Source organism: Fodinicola feengrottensis (assembly GCF_010993775.1).
GTDB lineage: Bacteria > Actinomycetota > Actinomycetes > Mycobacteriales > HKI-0501 > Fodinicola > Fodinicola feengrottensis.
In genome coordinates, this window is record NZ_WOTO01000074.1 from 1 (window position 1) to 19,325 (window position 19,325).

At 70.8% G+C, this 19,325-nt stretch carries 22 protein-coding genes and 3 pseudogenes; 19 read left to right on the plus strand and 6 right to left on the minus strand.

Annotated elements, in window-relative coordinates:
• The 3 genes and pseudogenes from GNX96_RS42710 to GNX96_RS42720 form a co-directional block, all read left to right on the plus strand.
• Window positions 1-1,156: substrate-binding domain-containing protein (locus GNX96_RS42710; RefSeq protein WP_279583003.1), on the plus strand; the 1,156-nt coding region annotated here is incomplete at its 5' end.
• 239 nt (window positions 1,157-1,395) lie between these two features.
• Window positions 1,396-1,866: pseudogene (locus GNX96_RS66415) on the plus strand (MFS transporter); the annotation flags it as partial.
• A gap of 88 nt (window positions 1,867-1,954) precedes the next feature.
• Window positions 1,955-3,211: an MFS transporter gene (locus GNX96_RS42720; RefSeq protein WP_163573245.1), complete on the plus strand. Its 1,257-nt coding sequence runs from the start codon at window positions 1,955-1,957 to the stop codon at window positions 3,209-3,211.
• On the opposite strand, the gene GNX96_RS42725 is transcribed toward GNX96_RS42720, so the two are convergent.
• Window positions 3,208-3,477, minus strand: coding sequence for a helix-turn-helix domain-containing protein (locus GNX96_RS42725; RefSeq protein ID WP_163573246.1), 270 nt, complete (start codon window positions 3,475-3,477; stop codon window positions 3,208-3,210). The genes GNX96_RS42720 and GNX96_RS42725 overlap by 4 nt on opposite strands.
• A gap of 65 nt (window positions 3,478-3,542) precedes the next feature.
• Here GNX96_RS42725 and map point away from each other — a divergent pair.
• The 3 genes and pseudogenes from map to GNX96_RS66420 form a co-directional block, all read left to right on the plus strand.
• Window positions 3,543-4,309: pseudogene (gene map, locus GNX96_RS42730) on the plus strand (type I methionyl aminopeptidase).
• Between the two features lie 82 nt (window positions 4,310-4,391).
• Window positions 4,392-4,769: a VOC family protein gene (locus GNX96_RS42735; RefSeq protein WP_163573247.1), complete on the plus strand. Its 378-nt coding sequence runs from the start codon at window positions 4,392-4,394 to the stop codon at window positions 4,767-4,769.
• 16 nt (window positions 4,770-4,785) lie between these two features.
• Window positions 4,786-5,559: pseudogene (locus GNX96_RS66420) on the plus strand (helix-turn-helix transcriptional regulator); the annotation flags it as partial.
• 151 nt (window positions 5,560-5,710) lie between these two features.
• On the opposite strand, the gene GNX96_RS42750 reads toward GNX96_RS66420, so the two are convergent.
• Window positions 5,711-6,034, minus strand: coding sequence for an ArsR/SmtB family transcription factor (locus GNX96_RS42750; protein WP_163573249.1), 324 nt, complete (start codon window positions 6,032-6,034; stop codon window positions 5,711-5,713).
• Window positions 6,035-6,132: 98 nt separating this feature from the next.
• On the opposite strand from GNX96_RS42750, the gene GNX96_RS59600 reads away from it, so the two are divergent.
• From GNX96_RS59600 to GNX96_RS42765, 4 genes are all read left to right on the plus strand, one after another.
• Complete coding sequence (locus GNX96_RS59600; RefSeq protein ID WP_279583006.1) at window positions 6,133-6,381, plus strand: hypothetical protein; 249 nt, start codon at window positions 6,133-6,135, stop codon at window positions 6,379-6,381.
• On the plus strand, window positions 6,345-7,571 hold the full coding sequence (locus tag GNX96_RS42755; RefSeq protein ID WP_279583007.1) for an MFS transporter: 1,227 nt from the start codon (window positions 6,345-6,347) through the stop codon (window positions 7,569-7,571). The genes GNX96_RS59600 and GNX96_RS42755 overlap by 37 nt, the downstream gene beginning before the upstream one ends.
• A 70-nt stretch (window positions 7,572-7,641) precedes the next feature.
• Entirely contained in the window at window positions 7,642-7,815 is a 174-nt protein-coding gene (locus tag GNX96_RS42760; protein ID WP_163573250.1) for a hypothetical protein, read from the plus strand.
• Between the two features lie 131 nt (window positions 7,816-7,946).
• A complete protein-coding gene (locus GNX96_RS42765; protein WP_163573251.1) occupies window positions 7,947-8,459 on the plus strand; it encodes a hypothetical protein in 513 nt (170 codons plus the stop codon).
• Here GNX96_RS42765 and GNX96_RS42770 read toward each other — a convergent pair.
• Together GNX96_RS42770 and GNX96_RS42775 are read right to left on the minus strand one after the other, a co-directional pair.
• On the minus strand, window positions 8,456-8,893 hold the full coding sequence (locus tag GNX96_RS42770; protein WP_279583008.1) for a hypothetical protein: 438 nt from the start codon (window positions 8,891-8,893) through the stop codon (window positions 8,456-8,458). The genes GNX96_RS42765 and GNX96_RS42770 overlap by 4 nt on opposite strands.
• On the minus strand, window positions 8,835-11,531 hold the full coding sequence (locus GNX96_RS42775) for a helix-turn-helix transcriptional regulator (RefSeq protein ID WP_163573252.1): 2,697 nt from the start codon (window positions 11,529-11,531) through the stop codon (window positions 8,835-8,837). The genes GNX96_RS42770 and GNX96_RS42775 overlap by 59 nt, the downstream gene beginning before the upstream one ends.
• Before the next feature lie 317 nt (window positions 11,532-11,848).
• Between GNX96_RS42775 and GNX96_RS42780 the strand changes: the two genes are divergently transcribed.
• Genes GNX96_RS42780 through GNX96_RS42815 form a run of 9 tightly spaced genes read left to right on the plus strand, consistent with a single transcriptional unit; the run spans window position 11,849 to window position 17,571 of the window.
• Entirely contained in the window at window positions 11,849-13,168 is a 1,320-nt protein-coding gene (locus GNX96_RS42780) for a dynamin family protein (RefSeq protein WP_279583009.1), read from the plus strand.
• Window positions 13,153-13,407, plus strand: a complete 255-nt coding sequence (locus tag GNX96_RS59605; protein WP_279583010.1) for a hypothetical protein — start codon at window positions 13,153-13,155, stop codon at window positions 13,405-13,407. The genes GNX96_RS42780 and GNX96_RS59605 overlap by 16 nt, the downstream gene beginning before the upstream one ends.
• Before the next feature lie 18 nt (window positions 13,408-13,425).
• On the plus strand, window positions 13,426-13,704 hold the full coding sequence (locus GNX96_RS42785) for a hypothetical protein (protein WP_163573253.1): 279 nt from the start codon (window positions 13,426-13,428) through the stop codon (window positions 13,702-13,704).
• The gene (locus GNX96_RS42790) at window positions 13,631-14,080 is read left to right on the plus strand and encodes a hypothetical protein (RefSeq protein ID WP_163573254.1); all 450 of its coding nucleotides are present in this window, start codon (window positions 13,631-13,633) and stop codon (window positions 14,078-14,080) included. The genes GNX96_RS42785 and GNX96_RS42790 overlap by 74 nt, the downstream gene beginning before the upstream one ends.
• Window positions 14,077-14,259: a nucleotide exchange factor GrpE gene (gene grpE, locus GNX96_RS42795; protein WP_163573255.1), complete on the plus strand. Its 183-nt coding sequence runs from the start codon at window positions 14,077-14,079 to the stop codon at window positions 14,257-14,259. Before GNX96_RS42790 ends, grpE begins: the two co-directional genes overlap by 4 nt.
• Entirely contained in the window at window positions 14,256-15,860 is a 1,605-nt protein-coding gene (locus tag GNX96_RS42800) for a dynamin family protein (RefSeq protein ID WP_163573256.1), read from the plus strand. Before grpE ends, GNX96_RS42800 begins: the two co-directional genes overlap by 4 nt.
• Window positions 15,850-16,152 (plus strand): hypothetical protein, encoded by a 303-nt coding sequence (locus GNX96_RS42805; RefSeq protein WP_279583011.1) that lies wholly within the window; start codon window positions 15,850-15,852, stop codon window positions 16,150-16,152. The genes GNX96_RS42800 and GNX96_RS42805 overlap by 11 nt, the downstream gene beginning before the upstream one ends.
• Window positions 16,153-16,156: 4 nt before the next feature.
• Entirely contained in the window at window positions 16,157-16,795 is a 639-nt protein-coding gene (locus GNX96_RS42810; protein ID WP_163573258.1) for a hypothetical protein, read from the plus strand.
• 17 nt (window positions 16,796-16,812) lie between these two features.
• Window positions 16,813-17,571, plus strand: a complete 759-nt coding sequence (locus tag GNX96_RS42815) for an alpha/beta fold hydrolase (RefSeq protein WP_279583012.1) — start codon at window positions 16,813-16,815, stop codon at window positions 17,569-17,571.
• On the opposite strand, the gene GNX96_RS42820 is transcribed toward GNX96_RS42815, so the two are convergent.
• Both GNX96_RS42820 and GNX96_RS42825 read right to left on the minus strand, forming a co-directional pair.
• Complete coding sequence (locus GNX96_RS42820; RefSeq protein ID WP_163573259.1) at window positions 17,568-18,968, minus strand: Hsp70 family protein; 1,401 nt, start codon at window positions 18,966-18,968, stop codon at window positions 17,568-17,570. The two genes, GNX96_RS42815 and GNX96_RS42820, sit on opposite strands and share 4 nt — an antisense overlap.
• A 27-nt stretch (window positions 18,969-18,995) precedes the next feature.
• Window positions 18,996-19,325, minus strand: coding sequence for an Hsp70 family protein (locus GNX96_RS42825; RefSeq protein WP_279583013.1), 330 nt, complete (start codon window positions 19,323-19,325; stop codon window positions 18,996-18,998).

Genomic DNA, 19,325 nt, shown 5'->3' on the forward strand with positions numbered 1-19,325 from the left:
GGACAACGTCGTCGCGGTCGTGCTGCAGCGGGCCGGACCTGATCACCAGCTTCGCCGGCTTCATCCGGCGAACATTCGCCGCGGTGGGCGGGGAGCTAGCCACCGCCGCGGTTTCCACAGCGGCGCCCGGTCCGTCGGGCGGCAAGAACACTGGGAGAAAGTCGTGATCCGTATCAGCATCGGTCGCCTCGCCGTCGCGGCGACCGCCCTCGTGCTCGTGGCCGGTTGTGCGTCCACCACGGGCAGCAGTGGCGCACCCGCCAGCAACGGCGCCGGGCAGCAGTTCGTCGTCGGCTATTCCCAGTCGAACAACGCCGAGCCGTACCGGGCCCAGCTGAACCTGCAGCTGGAGCACTACATCAAGCAGTATCCGAACCTGAAGCTGCTGCCGATCGCGGACGCGGCACAAGACTCCGGCCGGCAGGTGTCGCAGGTGCAGCAGTTCATCCAGCAGAAGGTGAACGCGCTGATCATCTCGCCGAACGAGCCGGCCCCGCTCGCGGCGGCCGTCCAGCAGGCCTGCGCGGCGAAGATCCCGGTGATCGTGCTGGACCGTTCGGTCAACTCCGACTGCTACTCCGCGTTCATCGGCGGCGACAACTTCGCCGCCGGGCAGAAGGCCGGTCAGCTGGCCGCGCAACTGCTGCCCAACGGCGGCAATGTGGTGGAGCTGCAGGGCATCCTGTCCGACCAGCCGCAGATCGACCGCGACCGCGGCTTCCGGGACGGCATCAAGAGCAACCCGAAGGTCAAGATCCTCGCCAACCGGGAAGCCAAGTGGCTCAAGGACAACGCCACCACGATCACCAACCAGTGGCTGGCCCAGGGCCTGAAGGTCGACCTGGTGTACGGGCAGAACGACCCGATGGCGCTCGGCGCGTACCTGGCGGCCGCGTCCGCCGGCAAGCAGAAGTCCATCAAGTTCATCGGCACCGACGGCCTCGCGATCCCGGACGGCGGCATCCGCGCGGTCCAGCTCGGCCAGCTGTCCGGCACCTTCATCTACCCGACCTGCGCCAAGGAAGCCGCTGACACCGTCGAGGCGCTGATGACCGGCAAGAAGGTCGAGAAGAAGACCACCCTGTCCATCGAGGCGGTCACGCCGGCCAACGCGGCCACGCTCTACCAGCAGTACGACTTCTCCAACAAGAAGTAGGTTTCCCGTTCGCCCGAGGGTTGGCCGAGATGAGGCATCGCGGCCAACCCGGGACGTTGGGCGGCACTGTTAGGTTTCCTCTGTGAATTTCGTTGAGCCTGGCCGTACGACGTGCTGACAGCGGTTGTACGCAATACCCGGCCCATCCGGGATGTGCTGCGTACGGCCGGGGTGCCGCGGCTGCTGGCGGCCGACCTGATCGGGCGGCTGCCGACCGGAACCGCCGCGCGCTCGCGTTGGTGCTGCTGGCCCGCTACCGAGGCGCTGACTACACCCTCGCCGGGCTGCTGGCTGGCGGTTTCGCGGTCGGACAGGCGATCGGTGGTCCGGTGCTGGCGCGGCTGGTCGACGACCGTACGCGGCAGCCGCCGGTGCTGGTCGGGGCCGCGTTCGTGGCGGCGATCGCGTTCGGGGCGTTGGCATTCATCGATCTCGCCGGCCAGCCCATCGTCGCGATCGCGCTGGTGGTGGTGCTCGCTGGGGCCGCGACACCGCCGCTGGAGCCGTGCCTGCGTGCCCTTTGGTCGCTGCTGCTCCCGGACCAGCGAGCCGTGCACGCCGCGTACTCACTCGACGCAGCCGCCCAGGAGTTGCTGTTCGTCGGGGGCCCACTGGTCGTGGTCGCCTCGGTCTCGGTTTTCGGTGGTACGGCGGGGATCCTGGTCGCCGCCGCGGTCGGCCTGGTCGGTGCGGCCTGGTTCGCCACCGCGGGTCCGGCGCGGCGGTGGCGAGGCGCGCCGGGCGAGCGGCACTGGGCCGCGCGCGCTCCGGTCGGGCCGGCTCGCGCGGCTGCTGGTCATGCTGGTGTTCGCCGGCGGCGCGGTCGGCACCTTCACCGTCGCGGTCACTGCCTTCGCCGAGCAGGCCGGCGTACGGCCGGCCGCCGGTTGGCTGGTCACCGCGAACGGCCTCGGCGCCCTGATCGGCGGCCTGGTCTATACGGCGGTCCCGGCCGGCCGGGATCCGTCCGCTCGGTTGCGCCTCCTCGCTGGCTGCCTGGCGCTGGGCTTCCTGCCACTGGCGCTGACCCCGAACGTCTGGATCGGCCTGCCTCTGGCGGTCCTCAGCGGCCTGTTCCTGCCGCCGGTACTGGCCTGCGCATTCATCCTGGTGGATCAGCTCGCGCCGCCGGGTACGGTCACCGAGGCCTTCGCCTGGGTGGTGACGGCGTTCTCGGTCGGCTACGCCACCGGCTCGGCCGTCGCCGGTTATCTCGCCGACCACGTGGGCGCCGCGGCTGGCCTCTGGGCGGCGTCGTCGCCGGCGGCGTACTCGCCACCCTGGTCTCCGTCCCCCGGTTCGCCCCCGCGATGTCCCAGGAAGGCTAAACACGTGCATCTGTCCGAGATTCGAGCCAGGTCAACAGCGCTGCGACAGGCGGTCGCGGCAGCACCCGACCTGCAGGCGAGAGTGCCGGGCTGTCCCGACTGGTCACTGCGCAACCTGGTCGATCATCTGGGCCAAGTGCAGCGATTCTGGGCTGTGGTGGTCCAGCAGGGTACGAGCGACAGGCGCCCCACGGAGGACGCGGTGGACCGCCGTGAGCCTCACGGCGACCTCGTCGAGTGGTCCGCAGAGTCCACCGAGCTGCTCGTCGCGGCGCTCAGTACGGCCGAACCGGACCAGCCCTGCTGGTCCTGGTGGCCGGCCGAGGCCGCTCCGTTGACGGCCGGCGCGATAGCCCGCCATCAAGTCGTCGAAGCCGCGGTGCACGCGTACGACGCCCAGGAGACCATCGGCAAGCCGGAGCCGATCCCGGACGCGGTCGATCTGGTGGCCGAGTTCCTGGAGGTCTCGTACGGCTCGGCCGGCGAATGGCCGCATGAGCCGACGCGGGTTGCTGTTCGTACGACGCAAGGCCCGTCCTGGCAGGTCGGCCTAACCGCGACGGGCTCAGCGATCACCACCGACGATCACGAGTCCGCGAAGATGACGCTCAGCGGTTCGGCGAGCGACCTGCTTTTGGCTCTGCATCTCAGGATTCCAGCGGATCGGCTAAAAGTCGAGGGCGACGGTCAGGTGGTACGTGACCTGCTCGCCTGGCCCTCACTTTAGGCCGGAACCTGTCGTACGGGTGCGGGCTCGGCGCAGTGCTCGGCGAGGGTGTCCAGCGGGATGTCCAGGGCGGTCGCCAGCGCGGCCACGGTGAAGAACGCCGGTGTCGGCACCCGGCCGGTCTCGATCTTGCGGAGTGTTTCGGCGGACAGCCCGGCGGCCGCCGCGACCTCCGGCATACTGCGGTCTCCGCGAGCTTGCCGGAGCAGCGCTCCCAACCGCTCGCCGCGCTGCCAGTCGAGCCGGGTGAGGGGTGCGCGAACCATGACCGTGATACTAATACCGGTATAGTATTGGGTCCAGTGGTGACGGGTAGAAGGAGTGCGGCGACGTGGTCGAGCAGAAGACCGAGGCTGAGTTGGCGGCGATGCGCGAGGCCGGCCGGGTGGTGGCCAACGCGCTGGCCGCGGCCCGGGAGGCGGCCAGCATCGGCGTCAGCCTGAAGGAGTTGGACGAGGTCGCCCATGCCGTCATCAAGGACGCCGGCGCCACCTCGCCGTTCCTGAACTACCACCCGCAGTGGGCGCCGACGCCCTTCTCCGGGGTCATCTGCGCGTCTGTCAACGACGCCATCGTGCACGGCATCCCCGGCCACTACCGGCTGGCCGACGGTGACCTCGTCAGCATCGACTGCGGCGCGACCCTCAACGGCTGGACCGGTGACGCCGCGATCAGCTTCCTGGTCGGTACGCCCCGACCCGGCGACGCCGAACTGCTGGCCACCACCGAGCGCGGCCTCGCGGCCGGCATCGAGGCCGCGGTGGCCGGCGGCCGGCTCGGGGACATCCACACGCGATTGGGCAGGTCGGCCGGTCCGCCGGCTACGGCATCCCCTCCAACTTCGGCGGTCACGGGATCGGCCGGGAGATGCATGAGGACCCGTTCATCGCCAACGAAGGCCGCGTCGGCCGCGGTCTGCGTCTGCAGGTCGGGCAGGCCTTCGCGATCGAGCCGATGTTCATCGCCGGTGGCGTCGACGACTACACGATGGCCCCGGACGGCTGGGCGCTACACACCTCGGACCGCAGCCGCGCGGCCCACTTCGAGCACTCCATCGCCATCACCAAGGACGGCCCGGTCATCCTCACCCTTCCCTGACCCGACGAAGCGCTGGTAAGTGTTATCCATCTCGGATAGTATCCGCATGCGATAGTATCCACGATGGTTCTAGGAGCGACAAATGATCACGAGCATTGGCGTGCATGTCCACTACGTCTCCGACCAGGAGGTCGCCCGCGACTTCTTCGTCGACAAGCTCGGCTTCACTCCGCACACCGACGCGGAGATGAGCCCGGGCCGACGCTGGATCGAGGTGGCCACCCCGGCCGGCGACCGGATCAACCTGTTCCCGGTCCAGGACGGCTTCGAACACTTCCTCGGCAAGAGCTCCACCTTCACCCTGCTGTGCGACGATGCCCAGAAGACGTATGACGAACTCAAGGCCGCCGGGGTGCCGGTCGAAGGGCCGTTCAAGGAGCCGTGGAGCACGTGGGTGAAGGTCACCGACCCGGACGGGAACGACTTCGTCATCGGCGAGGTCTCCCAACAGAACAACTGACCCACGTGGGCCGGGGATGACGCCGGCGATCTTCGCCCTGCTGCTCGCCCTCGCTGGCGGCGAGCAGCACGGGTACGCGCTGATGTCGGACGTGGAGGCCTTGACCGGCGGCCTGATCCGGCTGGGCCCGGGCACGGGCACGCTCTACCGGTCGCTGCAGCGGATGCGGGTAGACGGGCTGATCGTGGAGATCGAGGACACCAACGACTCCGGGCATATCGACGGCGACTCGTACGACCGTCGCGCGGCGAGCGGCGCCGGTCATACCGACTCACGGACCGCGGCCGGGAAGCCGCCGCCGAAGAAGCCGGCCGGCTGTCCGTGCTGGTCGCGGCGGCCGAGTCCCGTGGCATCAGGGCGTTGGAGACCCGTACGGACCACACCGAAAGGCACGCCGGATGACCGCGCCGCCGACCTCGCGCCGGAGGAGTTCCCCGGCGTCACCCCGCACCTGGTCGTGCGTGCGCAGCGTCGCCGAGGCGGTCGCGTTCTACCAGCGCGCTTTCGGGGGGCGGACGAGCTGCAGCGCCAGTCCGGCCCGGACGGCCGGATCTGGCACTGCGAGCTGTTGGTGGCCGGCGGCCGACTGCTGTTGGTTGAGGAGTTCCCGGACATGGGGATGCTGGCTCCGGAATCGATCGGCGGCACCCCGGTCATGCTGCACATCTTCGTCACCGACGTGGACGGCACCTTCGACCGGGCTGTCGAGGCCGGCGCGGAGCCGGCGATGAAGCCGCTCGACACCTTCTGGGGCGACCGGTACGCGCAGGTCATCGACCCACTGGGACACCGCTGGTCCTTCGGTCGGCGTACTGACGACCTGTCCACCGAGGACACGCGGCCCCAAGCGCGCGCGCGGCCCAAGCGCGCCGGTGGAGCGCCGAGCGCGGTCACCCGGCGAGTCCCGCCGACGTGCCGGAATCCGACCGTCCCTGGAGCCGTTAAGCAGGCTCATCCCCGTCGGGCATGGCGTCAAGGTGCTGCTCGAGGGCGTCCAGGCGGTCCGACCAGAGCCGCCGGTACGGCGACAGCCACGCGTCGATCTCCTGCAGCGGCTCCGGACGAAGCTCGTACCAACGGCGTTGGGCCTCCTGCCGCACCCGTACGAACCCGGAGTCGCGGAGCACCTTCAGGTGCTTGGAGGTCCCCGGCTGGGTCAGCCCCAGCTGGTCCACCAGCTCGTTCACCGAGCGCGGACGCTCCAGCAGCAGATCCAGGATGCGTCGCCGGCTGGGCTCGGCGAGTACGTCGATTGTTGTCGGCACGACCAAAATATACTCTAGGGGAAATATATCCTCAAGGTCATGTTCCGGCGTGACGGGTTCATGCGCGTACGCGCAACCCCACCTGCCAAGCTGTCGCCATGACCTCGCTGCGCCTGTCTGACCGCGCCGGTCGCGGTGTGCTGTTGGCCACCGTGCTCGCGTCCGGCATGGCCTTCCTGGACAGCACGATCGTCAACGTGGCACTCCCCCGGATCGGCCACGACCTGACCGCCAGTCTGGCCGATCTCCAGTGGACGATCAACGCGTACACGCTGACGCTGGCCGCCCTGGTGCTGATCGGCGGGGGGTGTTGGGCGACCGGTATGGCCGACGGAAAGTCTTCCTGATCGGGGTCGTCTGGTTCACGCTCTCGTCCATGCTGTGCGGCATCGCCCCATCGGTGCCCCTGCTGATCGCCGGACGGGCCCTGCAGGGCATCGGCGCGGCCCTGCTCACGCCCGGCTCGCTCTCGCTGATCCAGTCGTCCTTCGTGCCGGAGGAGCGGGCCAAGGCGATCGGCGCCTGGGCGGGCCTGGGCGGGGTCGCCGGCGCGATCGGGCCGTTCATCGGCGGCTACCTGGTCGACACCTGGTCGTGGCGGTTCGCCTTCTACCTGAACGTGCCGCTCGCCGCGTTGGTCATCTTCGCGACCCTTCGGTGGGTGCCGGAAAGCCGCGCCGACGAGGTCGAACCAGGCGCTGGCGGCCGGTTCGACGTCGGCGGCGCGTTGCTCGGCGCGATTGGGCTGGGCGGCGTCACGTACGCGCTGGTGGAGGCACCGGGGCAAGCGGGAACGGTAGCCGTCTGGGCGGCCGCCGTCATGGGGGTGGCGGCGCTCGCCGGTTTCGTCTGGGTGGAACACCGCGAACGCCATCCGATGCTGCCGCCGCAGGTGTTCGCCTCCGCGCAGTTCTCCGCGATCAACGTGGTCACGCTGTTCGTCTACGCCGGCCTGTCCGGGGTGTTCTTCTTCCTGGTCCTGCAGTTGCAGGTGGTGGCCCGGTTCTCCGCATTGCAAGCGGGCGTCTCGCTGTTGCCGATGACCGTGGTGATGCTCGCTTTCTCGTCCCTGTCCGGCTCCCTCGCGCAGAAGATCGGACCACGGATCCCGCTGGTCGCCGGGCCGCTGATGGGCGCCGCCGCGGTGCTGCTGATGCTCCGGATCGGCCCCGGCGCCTCGTACGTCTGGGACGTGCTGCCGGCCGTGACGCTGATGGGCTTGGGCATGACCACGGTCGTGCCACCGCTGACCTCGACCGTGCTGGCGGTGGTCGCGGACCGCTACTCGGGCGTTGCCAGCGGGGTCAACAACGCCGTTTCGCGGGCCGGCGGGTTGTTGGCCGTGGCCGCGTTGCCGCTGGTCGTCGGGTTGTCCGGCGCCTCTTACCAGAACGCGGGAGCGCTCAACGGCGGCTTCCGGACGGCGATGATGGTGTGCGCCGCACTGTTCGCCCTCGGCGCGGTTATCGCGCTTGTTTTCGTCCGCGGAAAAAAGCCGCCCCCCCGCCGCCGGAGCGGCATCGCTGTTCGGTGCTGACACCGATGGAGCCGGGGGTACGTACCCAGCACTGACCGGTGGCACGCTGCCGGCCTCCGAGACATACCAGGTGGTCCGGGGCCTGATCGGCCGGCCGGTGCGCTCGGGCCGCCGGCCGGACTGGTCGCCGTTGGTCAGCCGGGCGTCCGGCGAGGCGATGAAGTCGATCACCGAGAGCAGCCCGGACATGGTCCGTTCGAAGCTGGGGCTCACCGTACCCACCGCACTCGCGACCTCGCCATAGTCGGCGAGCGCGGACGCCAGCGACACCTCGTCCAGCCGTACGGTCACCGGGAGCAGCCGCTCCAGGCCGCCCTGGCCGAAGTCGATCAGCAGCCGCAGCTCCGGTCGGTCACTGCGGAAGTTGTACTCGAGGTGGGCGTACGCGGCGTCAGCGCCGAGGTGCTCACGCAGGCCGGTGACGTGCACGCACCACTCGGGCAGGTTCATGAACCGGTCGAGCGTGGGCAGGTCGGCCCGCGCCGAGGTCCAGAGCTGGTCGACCAGCCGCGGTTCCAGCGTGTACACCGTGCGAGCGAACCGCCAGGAGTAGTACGCGGCTACCGCGCCAACCGGAGGCGGCGGGGCGTTGCGGCCATCGAAGTCGGCCGCTGGCTGCGCCACCACCCGGGCAGCCCCGCGAGCGATCGGCAGCAGGCACCATTTCGGCCAGTGACCGGAGTCCTCCAGCCGTACCAGGTCCAGGTCCCGCCACGCCCGCGGCCAGGCCGACACCACGTCGGCTTCCAGCTCGTCCGCGCGTTGGAGAGCAGTCTGCGTGTCCGGGTAGCCCATCGCCGAAATCTTGCCATCGCTACTCACCGTCCCCGCCCCACCCCATCGCGAACCGGACGTTTTCGCTGTGGTTCGCCGCGTGTCGACAGCTAAAACGTCCGGTTAGTAGGGGTGTTCAGTCGCGGCGGCGGACGTATTCGACGACGGCGGCGCGGTGCTGGCCACGTTGAAGACCTTGCGGGTGTGCGCGATCCGGCGGTTGGCCGTACGCAGGGGGACAGGAACTCGGCCTCGGCGGCGGCGGCGATCGACTCACCGTCGGCGAGGCGGTCCAGCAGAGCGCACTCCTCGACGGTGAGGCCGGGCACGGACGGCGTGTCGTCCTCGGTGGGCGCGTCGCCGACCGGGCCAACCCGGCGCAGGTCGTCGAGCAGGGCCCGGCCGGTGGTACTGCGCGGATCGACGATGGCGACCACGCCAACGCCCCGGGCGGCGGCCAGTACGACCGCGCCGACGTCGTCGGAGTCCTCAACCGGGCCGGAAAAGACCAGCTTCTTGCGAGTCAGGTCCCACGGCTCGGGCGGCATCACGAAGCCCGTACCGACTGTCCAGCCCTGCTTGGTGAGCCGGCGCAGCACGCCGGCCGCGGCCGACTGGGTCTCCACCACGTGTAGCGGTTGCGTCATGGCCGCTCGTCACCCAGTTCGGCGGCGACCAGCGCGGCGCGGCCGCCTCGGTGCGGGTACGGGCGCCGAGCTTGCGCATGCCGGACCGTACGTGCGTCTCCACGGTCTCCCGGGACAGTCCCAGCCGGGTAGCGATCCGGCGGGTCGACTCGCCCTGAGCGACCAGCTGCAGCACCTCGGTCTCGCGGGCCGAAAGCGGACTGCTGCGCGGGCCGAGCCGGGGACGTTCGTCCAGGTTGCGCTGTGCGACCCGGCCATGCGCGACATAGCGGCGAAGGGCCTTGCGGACCCGCCCCAGCAACACCACCAGGCCAGCCGTCTCGGCCGCGATCTCGGCGGCCAGCAGGGCTGGTACGGCCGCGTCCGGCGGGTCGGGAGCGACCATCACCCCCAGCAGCGCCCGGATCTCCTCCCGGACCACCCGCTGGTGCCAGGCGCTCGCAGCCTGGTTGAACTCCGACGACGACGGCCAGCCGCCGGCCGCCCGGTTCCACGCCCGCAAGGTCGCGGCGGCCGCCTCGGCCGGCGGCTGCAGCGCGGTGGCGAGGCGGCCGGTGTCCTTGGCGTGCGCACCGACCGCGCCGGCGGCTCGCTCGTACGCGGTCCAGTGTTCGGTGATCTCGGCGAGGCCCAGCAGCAGGGCGGACTGCCGGATCGCGGCGGCCTCCTGGTCGCCGGAGGGCTCCACCACTCCGTCCAGCCAGGCGACTTCCTGGCCCACCCACGCGAGCGCCTCCGCCGGCACTCCGCTGACCACCATGCCTTCGGGCAACCCGCCAGACAGCCGGCCACGGGCCAGTCCGAGAGCGCCCGAGTCCGCCGCCGCCAAACATCCAGCGGCCAGTGCGTACGCCCGCGCGCGCCCGGGCAGCGAACGATCCAGCAGGTCGGTGGCCCGACGTACCACGTCGTCCAGCGCCTCGCCGCGCAACGCCGACACCCACAGCCCCAGCGCGACGAACCGGGACTCCCAGCTGTACGCGCCGTCAACCGCACACCGCTGGGCGCCGGCTTTCGCGGCCGGGCCAGCCTCGCTGGTGTCGCCGTCGGCGGCCAGCGTCTCGGCCAGCACCCACCGGCACCACCGCTCATCCGCGGTCCGCCCGGCCACCTCGCAAGCCTTCGCGGCCGCGTCCAGCGCCGCCGCCCAGCCGGCCTCCCGGCCAGTCGCGGCGGCGATCGCCAGCGCGGCGGCCACCGCCGGCGGATGGGCGGTGGCATCGCCGAAATGGGCGTGCGCGGCCGCGGTGGCGGTGCCGACCGCGACGGCATCGCCCACCCCGACGGCCGCGAGGATGCGGACCCTGTGCAGGTCCGCGAGCAGGTCGACCGGCAGCCCGGCGGTCTCTCCGAGGGCGTTCCGGAACACCTCGGTAGCGGCCAGCGCGGCCGCCGGGTCGCCGGCCTGAAGAAAGGCCTCCGCCTTCAGGACGCCTTGTTCAGCGCGCAACGCCGGAGTCGTCAGGTTGGTCTCGGGCAGGCTCTCCAGCGCTCGTACGGCCGCGTGGTAGCGCCCAACAGCAAGCGCAGCAGCCACCGCGTCCAGTCGTACCCGAGGTGGCACGTCGACACCGGTCAGCCCGGCCGCCAGCAGCAGACTGGCCGCTCGTTCCCCGTCGGTGGTGGCCTGACCGGCGGCCACCACCGCTTGGTCGAAGGCGCTCTGAGCAGCACCGGCAGCGGCGTAGTGCCGAGCCGACTCGGCCGGTGCACAGAATTGCGCCAGCCGGGCGTGCAGAGCAGCGCGGTCCGCCGCGGGCAAGATACCGGCGGCGATCTCGGCGACGCAAGGCGCCACCGGAGCTACCATCATGCCGTCCTGGGCGACCGCGCCTTCTTGAGTGACCGTGCCTTCCTGGACGGCTAAGCCGGCCTCTACGAGCTCGCCGACGCCGGGTCCCAGCCGGCTCGCCAGCTCCGGCCGGCCGAGCAGGCCCAGGGCCGCGATCGCGGTACGGGCCGGGCGGCGGAGTTGGGCGACCGCGTCGGCGATGGCCCGCTCCAAGTCGTCGGCCCGGGAGGGCGCGGACCGGCCGAGCTCGGTTTGGGAGAGGTTGCCGCCGGCCCGTACGGCCCGCCGGGCCAGCACCTGGACCGCCAGCGGCATCCCGCCGGCTCGCTCGACCACCGCGGCGATCGCGGCCGCCGACAGCTCCGGCGCGGTCTTCTCCGCCAACCCCGACGCCGCCTCGTCGGTGAGCGGCGGGACGGTCACCCACGCCCGTGCGGCCGCCCGCAACGCTCTGAAGACTTCGGCGGGCAGGTTGTTCGGCGTCCGCAAGGCGGCCAGCACCCGTACGTGCTCGGTCAGCCTTGGTAGCACCGCCAGCGTGAGGCCGTCGGCCCACTGGAGGTCGTCCAGCACGAGCAGACCGTCCTTGACCCGCGCTCTCACGGCCTCCACGGCCAGGTCCACGTCGGACTCCGGCAGCCGGGCCCGGATCGCGCGGCTCAGAGCGACCCCCGGCACATGCCGTAGGCTGGCCAGCCCGCCGCCCCGGAACACCGTCCCGGCGGCGGCGGACGCCAGCGAGGTCAAGAGGGTCGTCCGTCCGTCCGACGCCTGGAGCGCCCGTCACCACGACGAGTCCGGGCTGCTCAGGAGCGGTAGGCATGGTTACGGGCTGTGGTGTGGTCGGCACGCCGGTCACCTACCTCCCCCCGGGTGGCACGAACATGGGATGGTGCCCGAGAAGGATAGTTCTAAGGTCGTATCCGTATCCCACCCGCACCACAGTGAGATCCACTTTCGTCGAGAGGCTCTGGCGGTATGCCGTACAACGTTGTTGATACCAGCTCGGTTCGTACGGACCGAGCCTCCCGCGCTGGCAGCGTCCCGGCGTCGCAGAACTAGCCGTGGCGACCGGACCTCTCAGCACCCGGGTGGCCGCGCTCTGCGCGGAGGTCGCCCCCCGGTTGACACCGCAGTCCCGCTCTGCCGTCGTCGACCTGCGCCAGCGGCTGGGCGAGCCACTCCGGGTGGCCATTGCCGGACGCCTCAAGGCCGGCAAGTCGACGCTGGTCAACGCCCTGATCGGCGGGCGGCGGGTGGCGCCCACCCAGGTGGGTGAGTGCACCCGGCTGGTGACCCAGTTCCGGTACGGCACCTCGGACCGGGTGGACGTGGTCCGCCGGGACGGCAACCGGGTCAGCCTGCCGCTGGACTCGAACGGGATGATCCCGCAGAAGATCGGCGTGCCGCGCGCCGAGGTCTCGTACATCGACGTGACCCTGTCCAGCGAGCGCCTACGCGACCTCACCGTGGTGGACACGCCCGGCCTCAGTTCCACCAACGAGCAGATCTCCGCGAGCAGCAAGGACTTCCTGCTCGGCGACACCGGCTCGTCCGACGAAGCGCAAGGCCTGCTGTCCGATGACATCGACGCGGACAGTGCCGGCGCGCTGACCGGCGCCGAGGCCATCGTCTACGTCTTCACCCAGTCCGTACGGCAGGACGACGTGGAGGCGCTCGAGGCCTTCCGGACAATGTCCGCCCGGCTGTCCAGCAACCCGATCAACTCGCTCGGACTGTTCAACAAGGTCGACAAACTGGTGGGTACGGGCGACCCGTGGCCGGTCGCTGGGCCGCTGGCCACCAGCCAGGCCGAGGTGCTGCGCCGGCAGGTCTCCGACGTCGTGCCGCTGGTCGGCCTACTCGCCGAGACCACCGAGTCCGGCCGGCTGACCGCGGCCGACTGCGAGGCGCTCCGGCAGATCTCCGGCATGTCCGCGATCGACCGGCAGGTACTGACCGCGTCGGTCGACCTCTTCGTCAACCGTGACTGCCCCGTATCCAAGCAAGAGCGTGAGCGGCTGCTGGTGCTGCTCGATCTCTACGGCATCCGGTTCTCGCTGTCCGCGCTGGAGGCCGAGCCGGATCTGCCGACCAACGAGCTGAGCCGCCGACTGTTCCTGGCGTCGGGCTTCCCACGCGTACGGCAGGTGCTGGATCGGGCCTTTCGCTGGCGCAGCGACGCGATCAAGGCCGGCTGGGCACTGACCGGCCTGGAACAGATCGCTCTCGCGCGGAGAACCTGCGGGATCGCGAGCTGCTCCGGGACACCGTGGAGCGGCTGCTCGCCGAGCCGGAGTATCACCAGCTCCGACTGCTCGACGTCGTACAGCAGGTCACCACCGGCGCGGTCGAGCTGCCGGACCAGATGGAGCAGGAACTGACCCGGCTGGCGCTCTCGGAGGACCCGCAGTCCATCCTCGCGATGCCCGGCGCCGGCGCCGCCGAACTCGAGCGGGCCGCTCTGGAGGCCGCTACCCGCTGGCGGCGGTTCGCGGTGGCCGGCGCGACCCCATCCCAAGCCCGGGTGGCGCATGTCGCGCACCGCGGGTTTCACCTGTTGTCCCCCAGCGGGTACGGCACCGGCCGACCGGGCCGCATCCCGCTGGCCGCCCGCGCGTAACTGGGGGTTACTGAGCCGATGTCGACCACCAATCTTCGGATCGTGGCGGCCGCGATCACGCTCATCATGGCCGTCCTGGTCGGGGTGCTGACCGGGGTAGCCGGTGGCATCAGTGGACTGGCCGCGAGTGGCTGCGCCAGCTCCGACACCCCACAGCCGAGCCAGAGCGGCGTCCAGAAGCCCGGCGGCGGCCAACCGGGCGGCGGCGAGTCCCTTCAGCCCGGTGACGGCACCGGGGGCACCACCGACCAGGGGCACCACCGGTCAGGGCGGCACCACCGACCAGGGCACCACTGACCAGCCCGGCACCAGCGGCAACCTCACCAACGACCCCGGCCGGACCACCGGAACCGGCACGCTGACCGCGGCCTGCGGTCCGGTGTTCTACGTACCGGCCGCGGTGATCGGCTTTCTGGGCACCCTGGTCACCGGCTTCGCCTGCGTACTGGTGATGTCCGCGGCCCGCCGCCGTACGCCGGTGGTTGGCCCAGTCGCCGCCGCTGCCGGCACCCGGGGTGGTAGCTCGCCACCGGTGTCGGCGCCGCCGAGTCGCACCGCGGGCAAGCCAGCCGATCGAGAACAGTTACTTGAGACGTTGATCTACGTACGGGACCGGGCCACAGCAACGCGCTGGGCGACCGCATCGTACGAGACCTGCAGGCCATCGGCGTGACCGAGATCCGCCCGGACGGGGAGAAGTTCGACCCGTCCCGGCACGAGGCCGGCGGCTCCACCGAGACCGCCGATGGCCAGCTCGACGGCCGGATCGCCGCCGTCGAAACCCCCGGTTACCTGGACCGGGGCCGGATCCTGAGACTGCCCGTCGTGACCGTTTACCGGAGGAAACCGTGAGCCAGCCCGCCGTCCAGACCGGCAAACCAGCCGGCCGGCCAGATCCCCAGCAGGCCGAGGCCGCGCTGATCAAGGTGGTCGGCGCCGCGGTCGACAACGGGCTGGCGCACATCCGCCGGGTCGACCCGGACGCCGCGTCCGACATCGACGCGGTCCGTCGGCGGGACGAGGGCCGGCCGGTGGTGGTCATCGTCGGAGAGACCAAGCGCGGCAAGTCCTCGCTGGTCAACGCCCTGATCGGGGCACCGAACCTGTCCCCCGTCGACGCTGCGGTGGCCACCAGCGCGTATCTGGAGTTCAAGCACGGCCAGACACCGTCAGCGCGCGCGTACGTGCCCGGTGACGAGATGCCGGTACCGTTGGACATCGCCAGCCTGCGCGACTGGGGTACGGTCCTCGGCCAACTCCCGGACGGTGTCCGGCCGCCGCGGCGGATCGAGATCACCTACCCGGCGCCGATGCTGGAGTTCGTCGACATCGTCGACACTCCCGGTGTCGGCGGCCTGGACTCCGCCCACGCCGAGATCGCCCTCGACGCGGTCGAGCACGCCACCGCGCTGCTGTTCGTGGTGGACGCGTCCGCGCCGTTCTCCCAGCCGGAACTGAACTTCCTGTCCGACGCGAGCAAGCGAGTCAACCTGGTGTTGTTCGCGCTCACCAAGACGGACATCTACCCCGGCTGGCGCACCGTGATGGACGACGACATCAAGCTGCTGCAGGCACACGCGCCGCGGTTCGGACAGGCCGGTTTCTTCCCGGTTTCCTCGGCCCTGGCCGAAGTGGCCGCGACGCTGCCGCCGGAGGCCGCCGGCGCGCTGTTGGAGGAATCCCGGATCGATCTCCTGCGCAAGGCGCTGTCGGACGGGGTCGCCGCCCGCGGCGAGCTGCTCAAGCGGGCGAACGTGCTGCGTACCGTGCGCTCCGAGCTGATCCGGCTCGACCAGGTCGCCGGTGACAAGATCCGTACCGCCGACCCGGACCCGGCCACCCTGGCCGAGCTCAAGGAGGAGCGCGGCCGAGTCGGCGCCAAGAAGCGCACGGACACCCGGTCCTGGCAGGTCAGCATGTCGAGCGAGATCAAGCGGTCCCGTACGGACATCACAGCCCGAGTCCGCACCGAGGTCAGCGGCCTGCAGGACCACTGGATGAACGCGATCGACAAGGCTGGCGCGGCCCAGATCAAGCAGTTGCCGTACGACGTGGACCGCTCGCTGCACGCGCTGGCGCTGCGGATGACCGCGGACATGCAGCCGGTTCCGGGTGGTCGGCGGCGGCCGGATCCTCAGCCAGGTGTTCACCCCGCAGGAGATCCAGCGGGTGCTCAGCCGGCTCAATTCCCGACTGCAGGCCCGGATCAGCACCAAACCGCAAAGGTCGAAGGGCAGCCAGGACAACGTGCTGCTGGTCCAGTCCAGCGTCATGTCGAGCGTCGGCATTGGCAGGTACGCGGCCCTGGGCGCCACGGCGTTGGTCGGTGGCGTCATCGCGTGGCCGGTGACGATCGGCCTGGGCATCGCCAGCGCCGCGTTCATGCTTTACCGCCGAAGGGTGTCCGGGAACCGTCAGGAGGCCAAGGTCTGGCTGCGGGAGGTGCTGGGTGAGGCCCGGGCGTCTCTCGGCGACGCGGTGTCGTACCAGTTCACGGACCTGGAGCACAACCTGACGCTGGCCCTGGAAGAGGCCATCGACCGGCGGATCAAGGAACTCGACAAGCAGATCGGCGACATCGATCGGGCGCTGGCCGAGGACGCGGCGACCCGCAAGCGCAAGCGGGCCGAGTTCCAGGGTGAGCGAGACCAGATCCGCGCCAAGCTGGGCCCGCTGGACGACGCGCTGATCAAGCTCCGGCGGGGCACCGCGGTTGCTGGCGCCGAGGGCACGGACGGGGGGTGACGAGGTGGACGAGGACATGGGTCACGACGACGATGGCCTCTACGGGGGCTTCGACTCGCACGACGAGATGGCGGACCACGACGAGTACGCCGCGGACCTGAGCCCTGCCGACGACCATCTCGACCCGGTGGACGGCGGGCATGACGAGTTCACCCCGGGGTACGAGGACCACGTCCCGGTCGACGGGTCGTACGACGACGGGTCAGACCCATATGTCGATGCGCCCGCCGGCCACGATGAGTTCACCCCCGCCGATGTCACTGTCGGCGACGACGGACATGACGACCTGGTCGGTTACCACGACGACGACACGGCCACGCCGATCGGCGCGCTGACCGACATGCCGTACGATCTGGACGACGGCACCTCAGGCTTCCCGCCGGCCCTCGACCTGGGCATCGACGCCCCGGCGGACGGCGGGCCATGGCTGGATCTCAGCCTGCTCGGCGACGGCTCGGACGTGGACGACGACGCCTCTGGTGCGCACGCGTACGCCGCGGAGATCCCGGACAGCCCGCCCGGCGGCCTCGTGGACCTTGCCAGCGTGGACGCGGCCGGCGACGGCACCAACTGGACCGAACTGGCCCAGTCCGACGACCTGGCCGTCCACTCCCTCGCCACCCTCTGGGCCCCGGCGGCCTGACCGACCGGAGGTTTGCGGTGGCCTGGCATGGCCGGGAAGGGCAGCGGATTCACTACCAGGACGACGGTCGCGGTGACACGGTCGTCCTGCTGCCCGGGTGGGGTGGCAGCGTCATCGAGCTCAACCAGCTGCGGAGCGAGCTCGCGGATGGGTTTCGTATCGTCGCCGTCGACCTGCCCGGGTCCGGGAGGTCTCAGCCGCAGCCGCGGCACTACACGGCCGGCTACTACCTTCAGGATGCGCAGACGCTGCTGGGTCTCCTTGACGAACTCGGTGTGGGCGCGGCCCACCTGGTCGGATTCAGCGACGGCGGTGAGGACGCGTTGCTGATGGCGGCGCTGCGGCCGGCTCGGGTGCTGTCCACGGTGACCTGGGGCGCGGCTGGGCGGATCGTGGCGTCGCGGGAACTGCTGGACGGGCTGACCTGCCTAGTTGACAAACCCATCGAGCCGCTTCTCACCTTGGCTGCCTACCTGGTCGAGGCGTACGGCGTGGAACCGGCCCGGATCATGGCCAGATCCTGGTCCGAGGCGATGAGCGCCATCATCGACGCCGGTGGCGATATCAGCCGGTCACAGGCATCGTCGATCACCTGTCCCACGCTCCTGATCGCGGGCACCGACGACCCGTTCTGCCCACCGGCACTGGTCCGCGAGATGGCCGACGCGATCCCGCGCGGCAAGTTCCTAGAAGTGCCAGGCGGCGGCCACGAACTCCACCGCTCACACGCCCGCTGGCTGGCCTCGACCATCGCCCATTGGCTCGGCGACCACTAGTGGTTGTTCAGCTGCGAGACGACCAGCACGACGATGAAGATGATCAAGAAGCAGACCGCGACGATCGACGAGATCACCACGATGCGCTCCTTGTACCAAGGGCGCAGCTCCTCGTCCTGCAGGGAGGGCATCAGCGGTGGCGGCAGCTGTTGGGCCGGCATCGGCGGCCTCTGCGGCGCGGGCTGATAGCCGCCGCCACTGGACGGTGCGGGCTGGTAACCGCTGCCGCCACTGGCCGGCGTCGCTGATGTCGGCGCGATCTGCTGCGGCCGCGGCGCTTGCTGGATCGGCGGCGGCTGGATCGGCTGGGGCGGCGGAACCGGCCGGGCAACTGGCTGGGGCGGCGGTGGCAGCGGACGCGCCGGCGGCGGGCCGGCCGGCGGCTGGTTCAGTGGCCGTGGCGGCACACCCGGGACGCCGGTGACCGGCCGGATGCCAGCCGGGCCGGGCTGCGGCGGGCCGAGCGGGCGGCCGGGCGGTGGAAACTGCCCCTGGCGTGGGCCGGCCGGTCCCTGCGGTGGCCGGGCCGGATACCCCTGCGGCGGACGTAGTCCGGCCGGCGGCGGTGGCAACGGCCGGCCAGGACCGGGACCAGCAGGCCCGCCCGGGCCCGGAGGCCGAGGCGGCTGGGTCGGTCGATAGATCTGCGGCGGGGTGGACACTGGCGTCGCGCCGGCGTCACCCTCAATGGCGCCGGCCCGCAGGCTGCCCTCGGCCACCACCGTCTCAGGCTGCTCCAGGGTGGTCGGCGCGACCCCGGTGGAGCTGTGGATCAAATGCGCGGCCATCGGGATCCGGCTGGAACCACCGACCAGGAAGATGCCGACCAGTTCCTTCGGATCCAGCCGAGCCTGCTGGATGGTCTGCGACAGGCACAGCACAGTCCGCTCCAGGTACGGCTTGATCAGCTGTTCCAACTCGTCGCGGGTGACGTGCGCGTCGACCTCGAGCGCGGCGGGCAGGTGGATATCGGCCGTCGACGTACGCGACAGCATCTCCTTCGCGCCCCGCACGTCCTCCAGCAGCATCCGCCGATGCCGCCGGTCGGCGCCGTCCTCCGGGGCGATCAGGTGCTTCCACATCTCCGCGTGAGAGTCCGCATAAGTGCTGCCCAGATGGCTGACCACGGCGTAGTCGAAGTCGAGCCCGCCCACGTCCCCGAGACCTTGCTCGGCGAGCACCTCGAACCCGTGCTGGGTCCGTCGTACGACAGTGGCGTCGAAAGTGCCGCCGCCGAGGTCGTAGATCGCCAGCGCGCGCGGCCGGCCGGCACCGACGTGCCGAGCACGGCGGTGAAATACGAAGCGGCGGCGACCGGCTCCGGGATGAGTTGTGGCCGCGGCAGGCCAGCCAGCTGGGCGGCCTGCACGAGCATGCCGCGGCGGCGCTCGCCCCACTGGGCCGGATGGGTCATCCGGACCTGGTCAGGCATCCCGCCGATCTGCCGGGCGGACCTCGGTGACGATCTGCTCGAGCACCGCGGCGGCGAGCCGTGGCACCTCGATCTCGCTCTCGCCGAGCAGCACAGTGACATCGTCGACGCGCCGCTTGGGGTTGGGCTCGAACCGGCCCGGGTCCACTCGCGCATTTCGTTCGGCGTCCCGGCCGACGAGTATTTTGCCGTCGACGCCGAGATAGACGGCCGACGGCAACAGCGGCGACCCGTCGAACAACAGCGGCCGCACCCGGCCGTCCGCGGTCCGCAGCATCGCCACTGTATTGGAGGTGCCGAAATCGACCCCGAGCACGCGCAT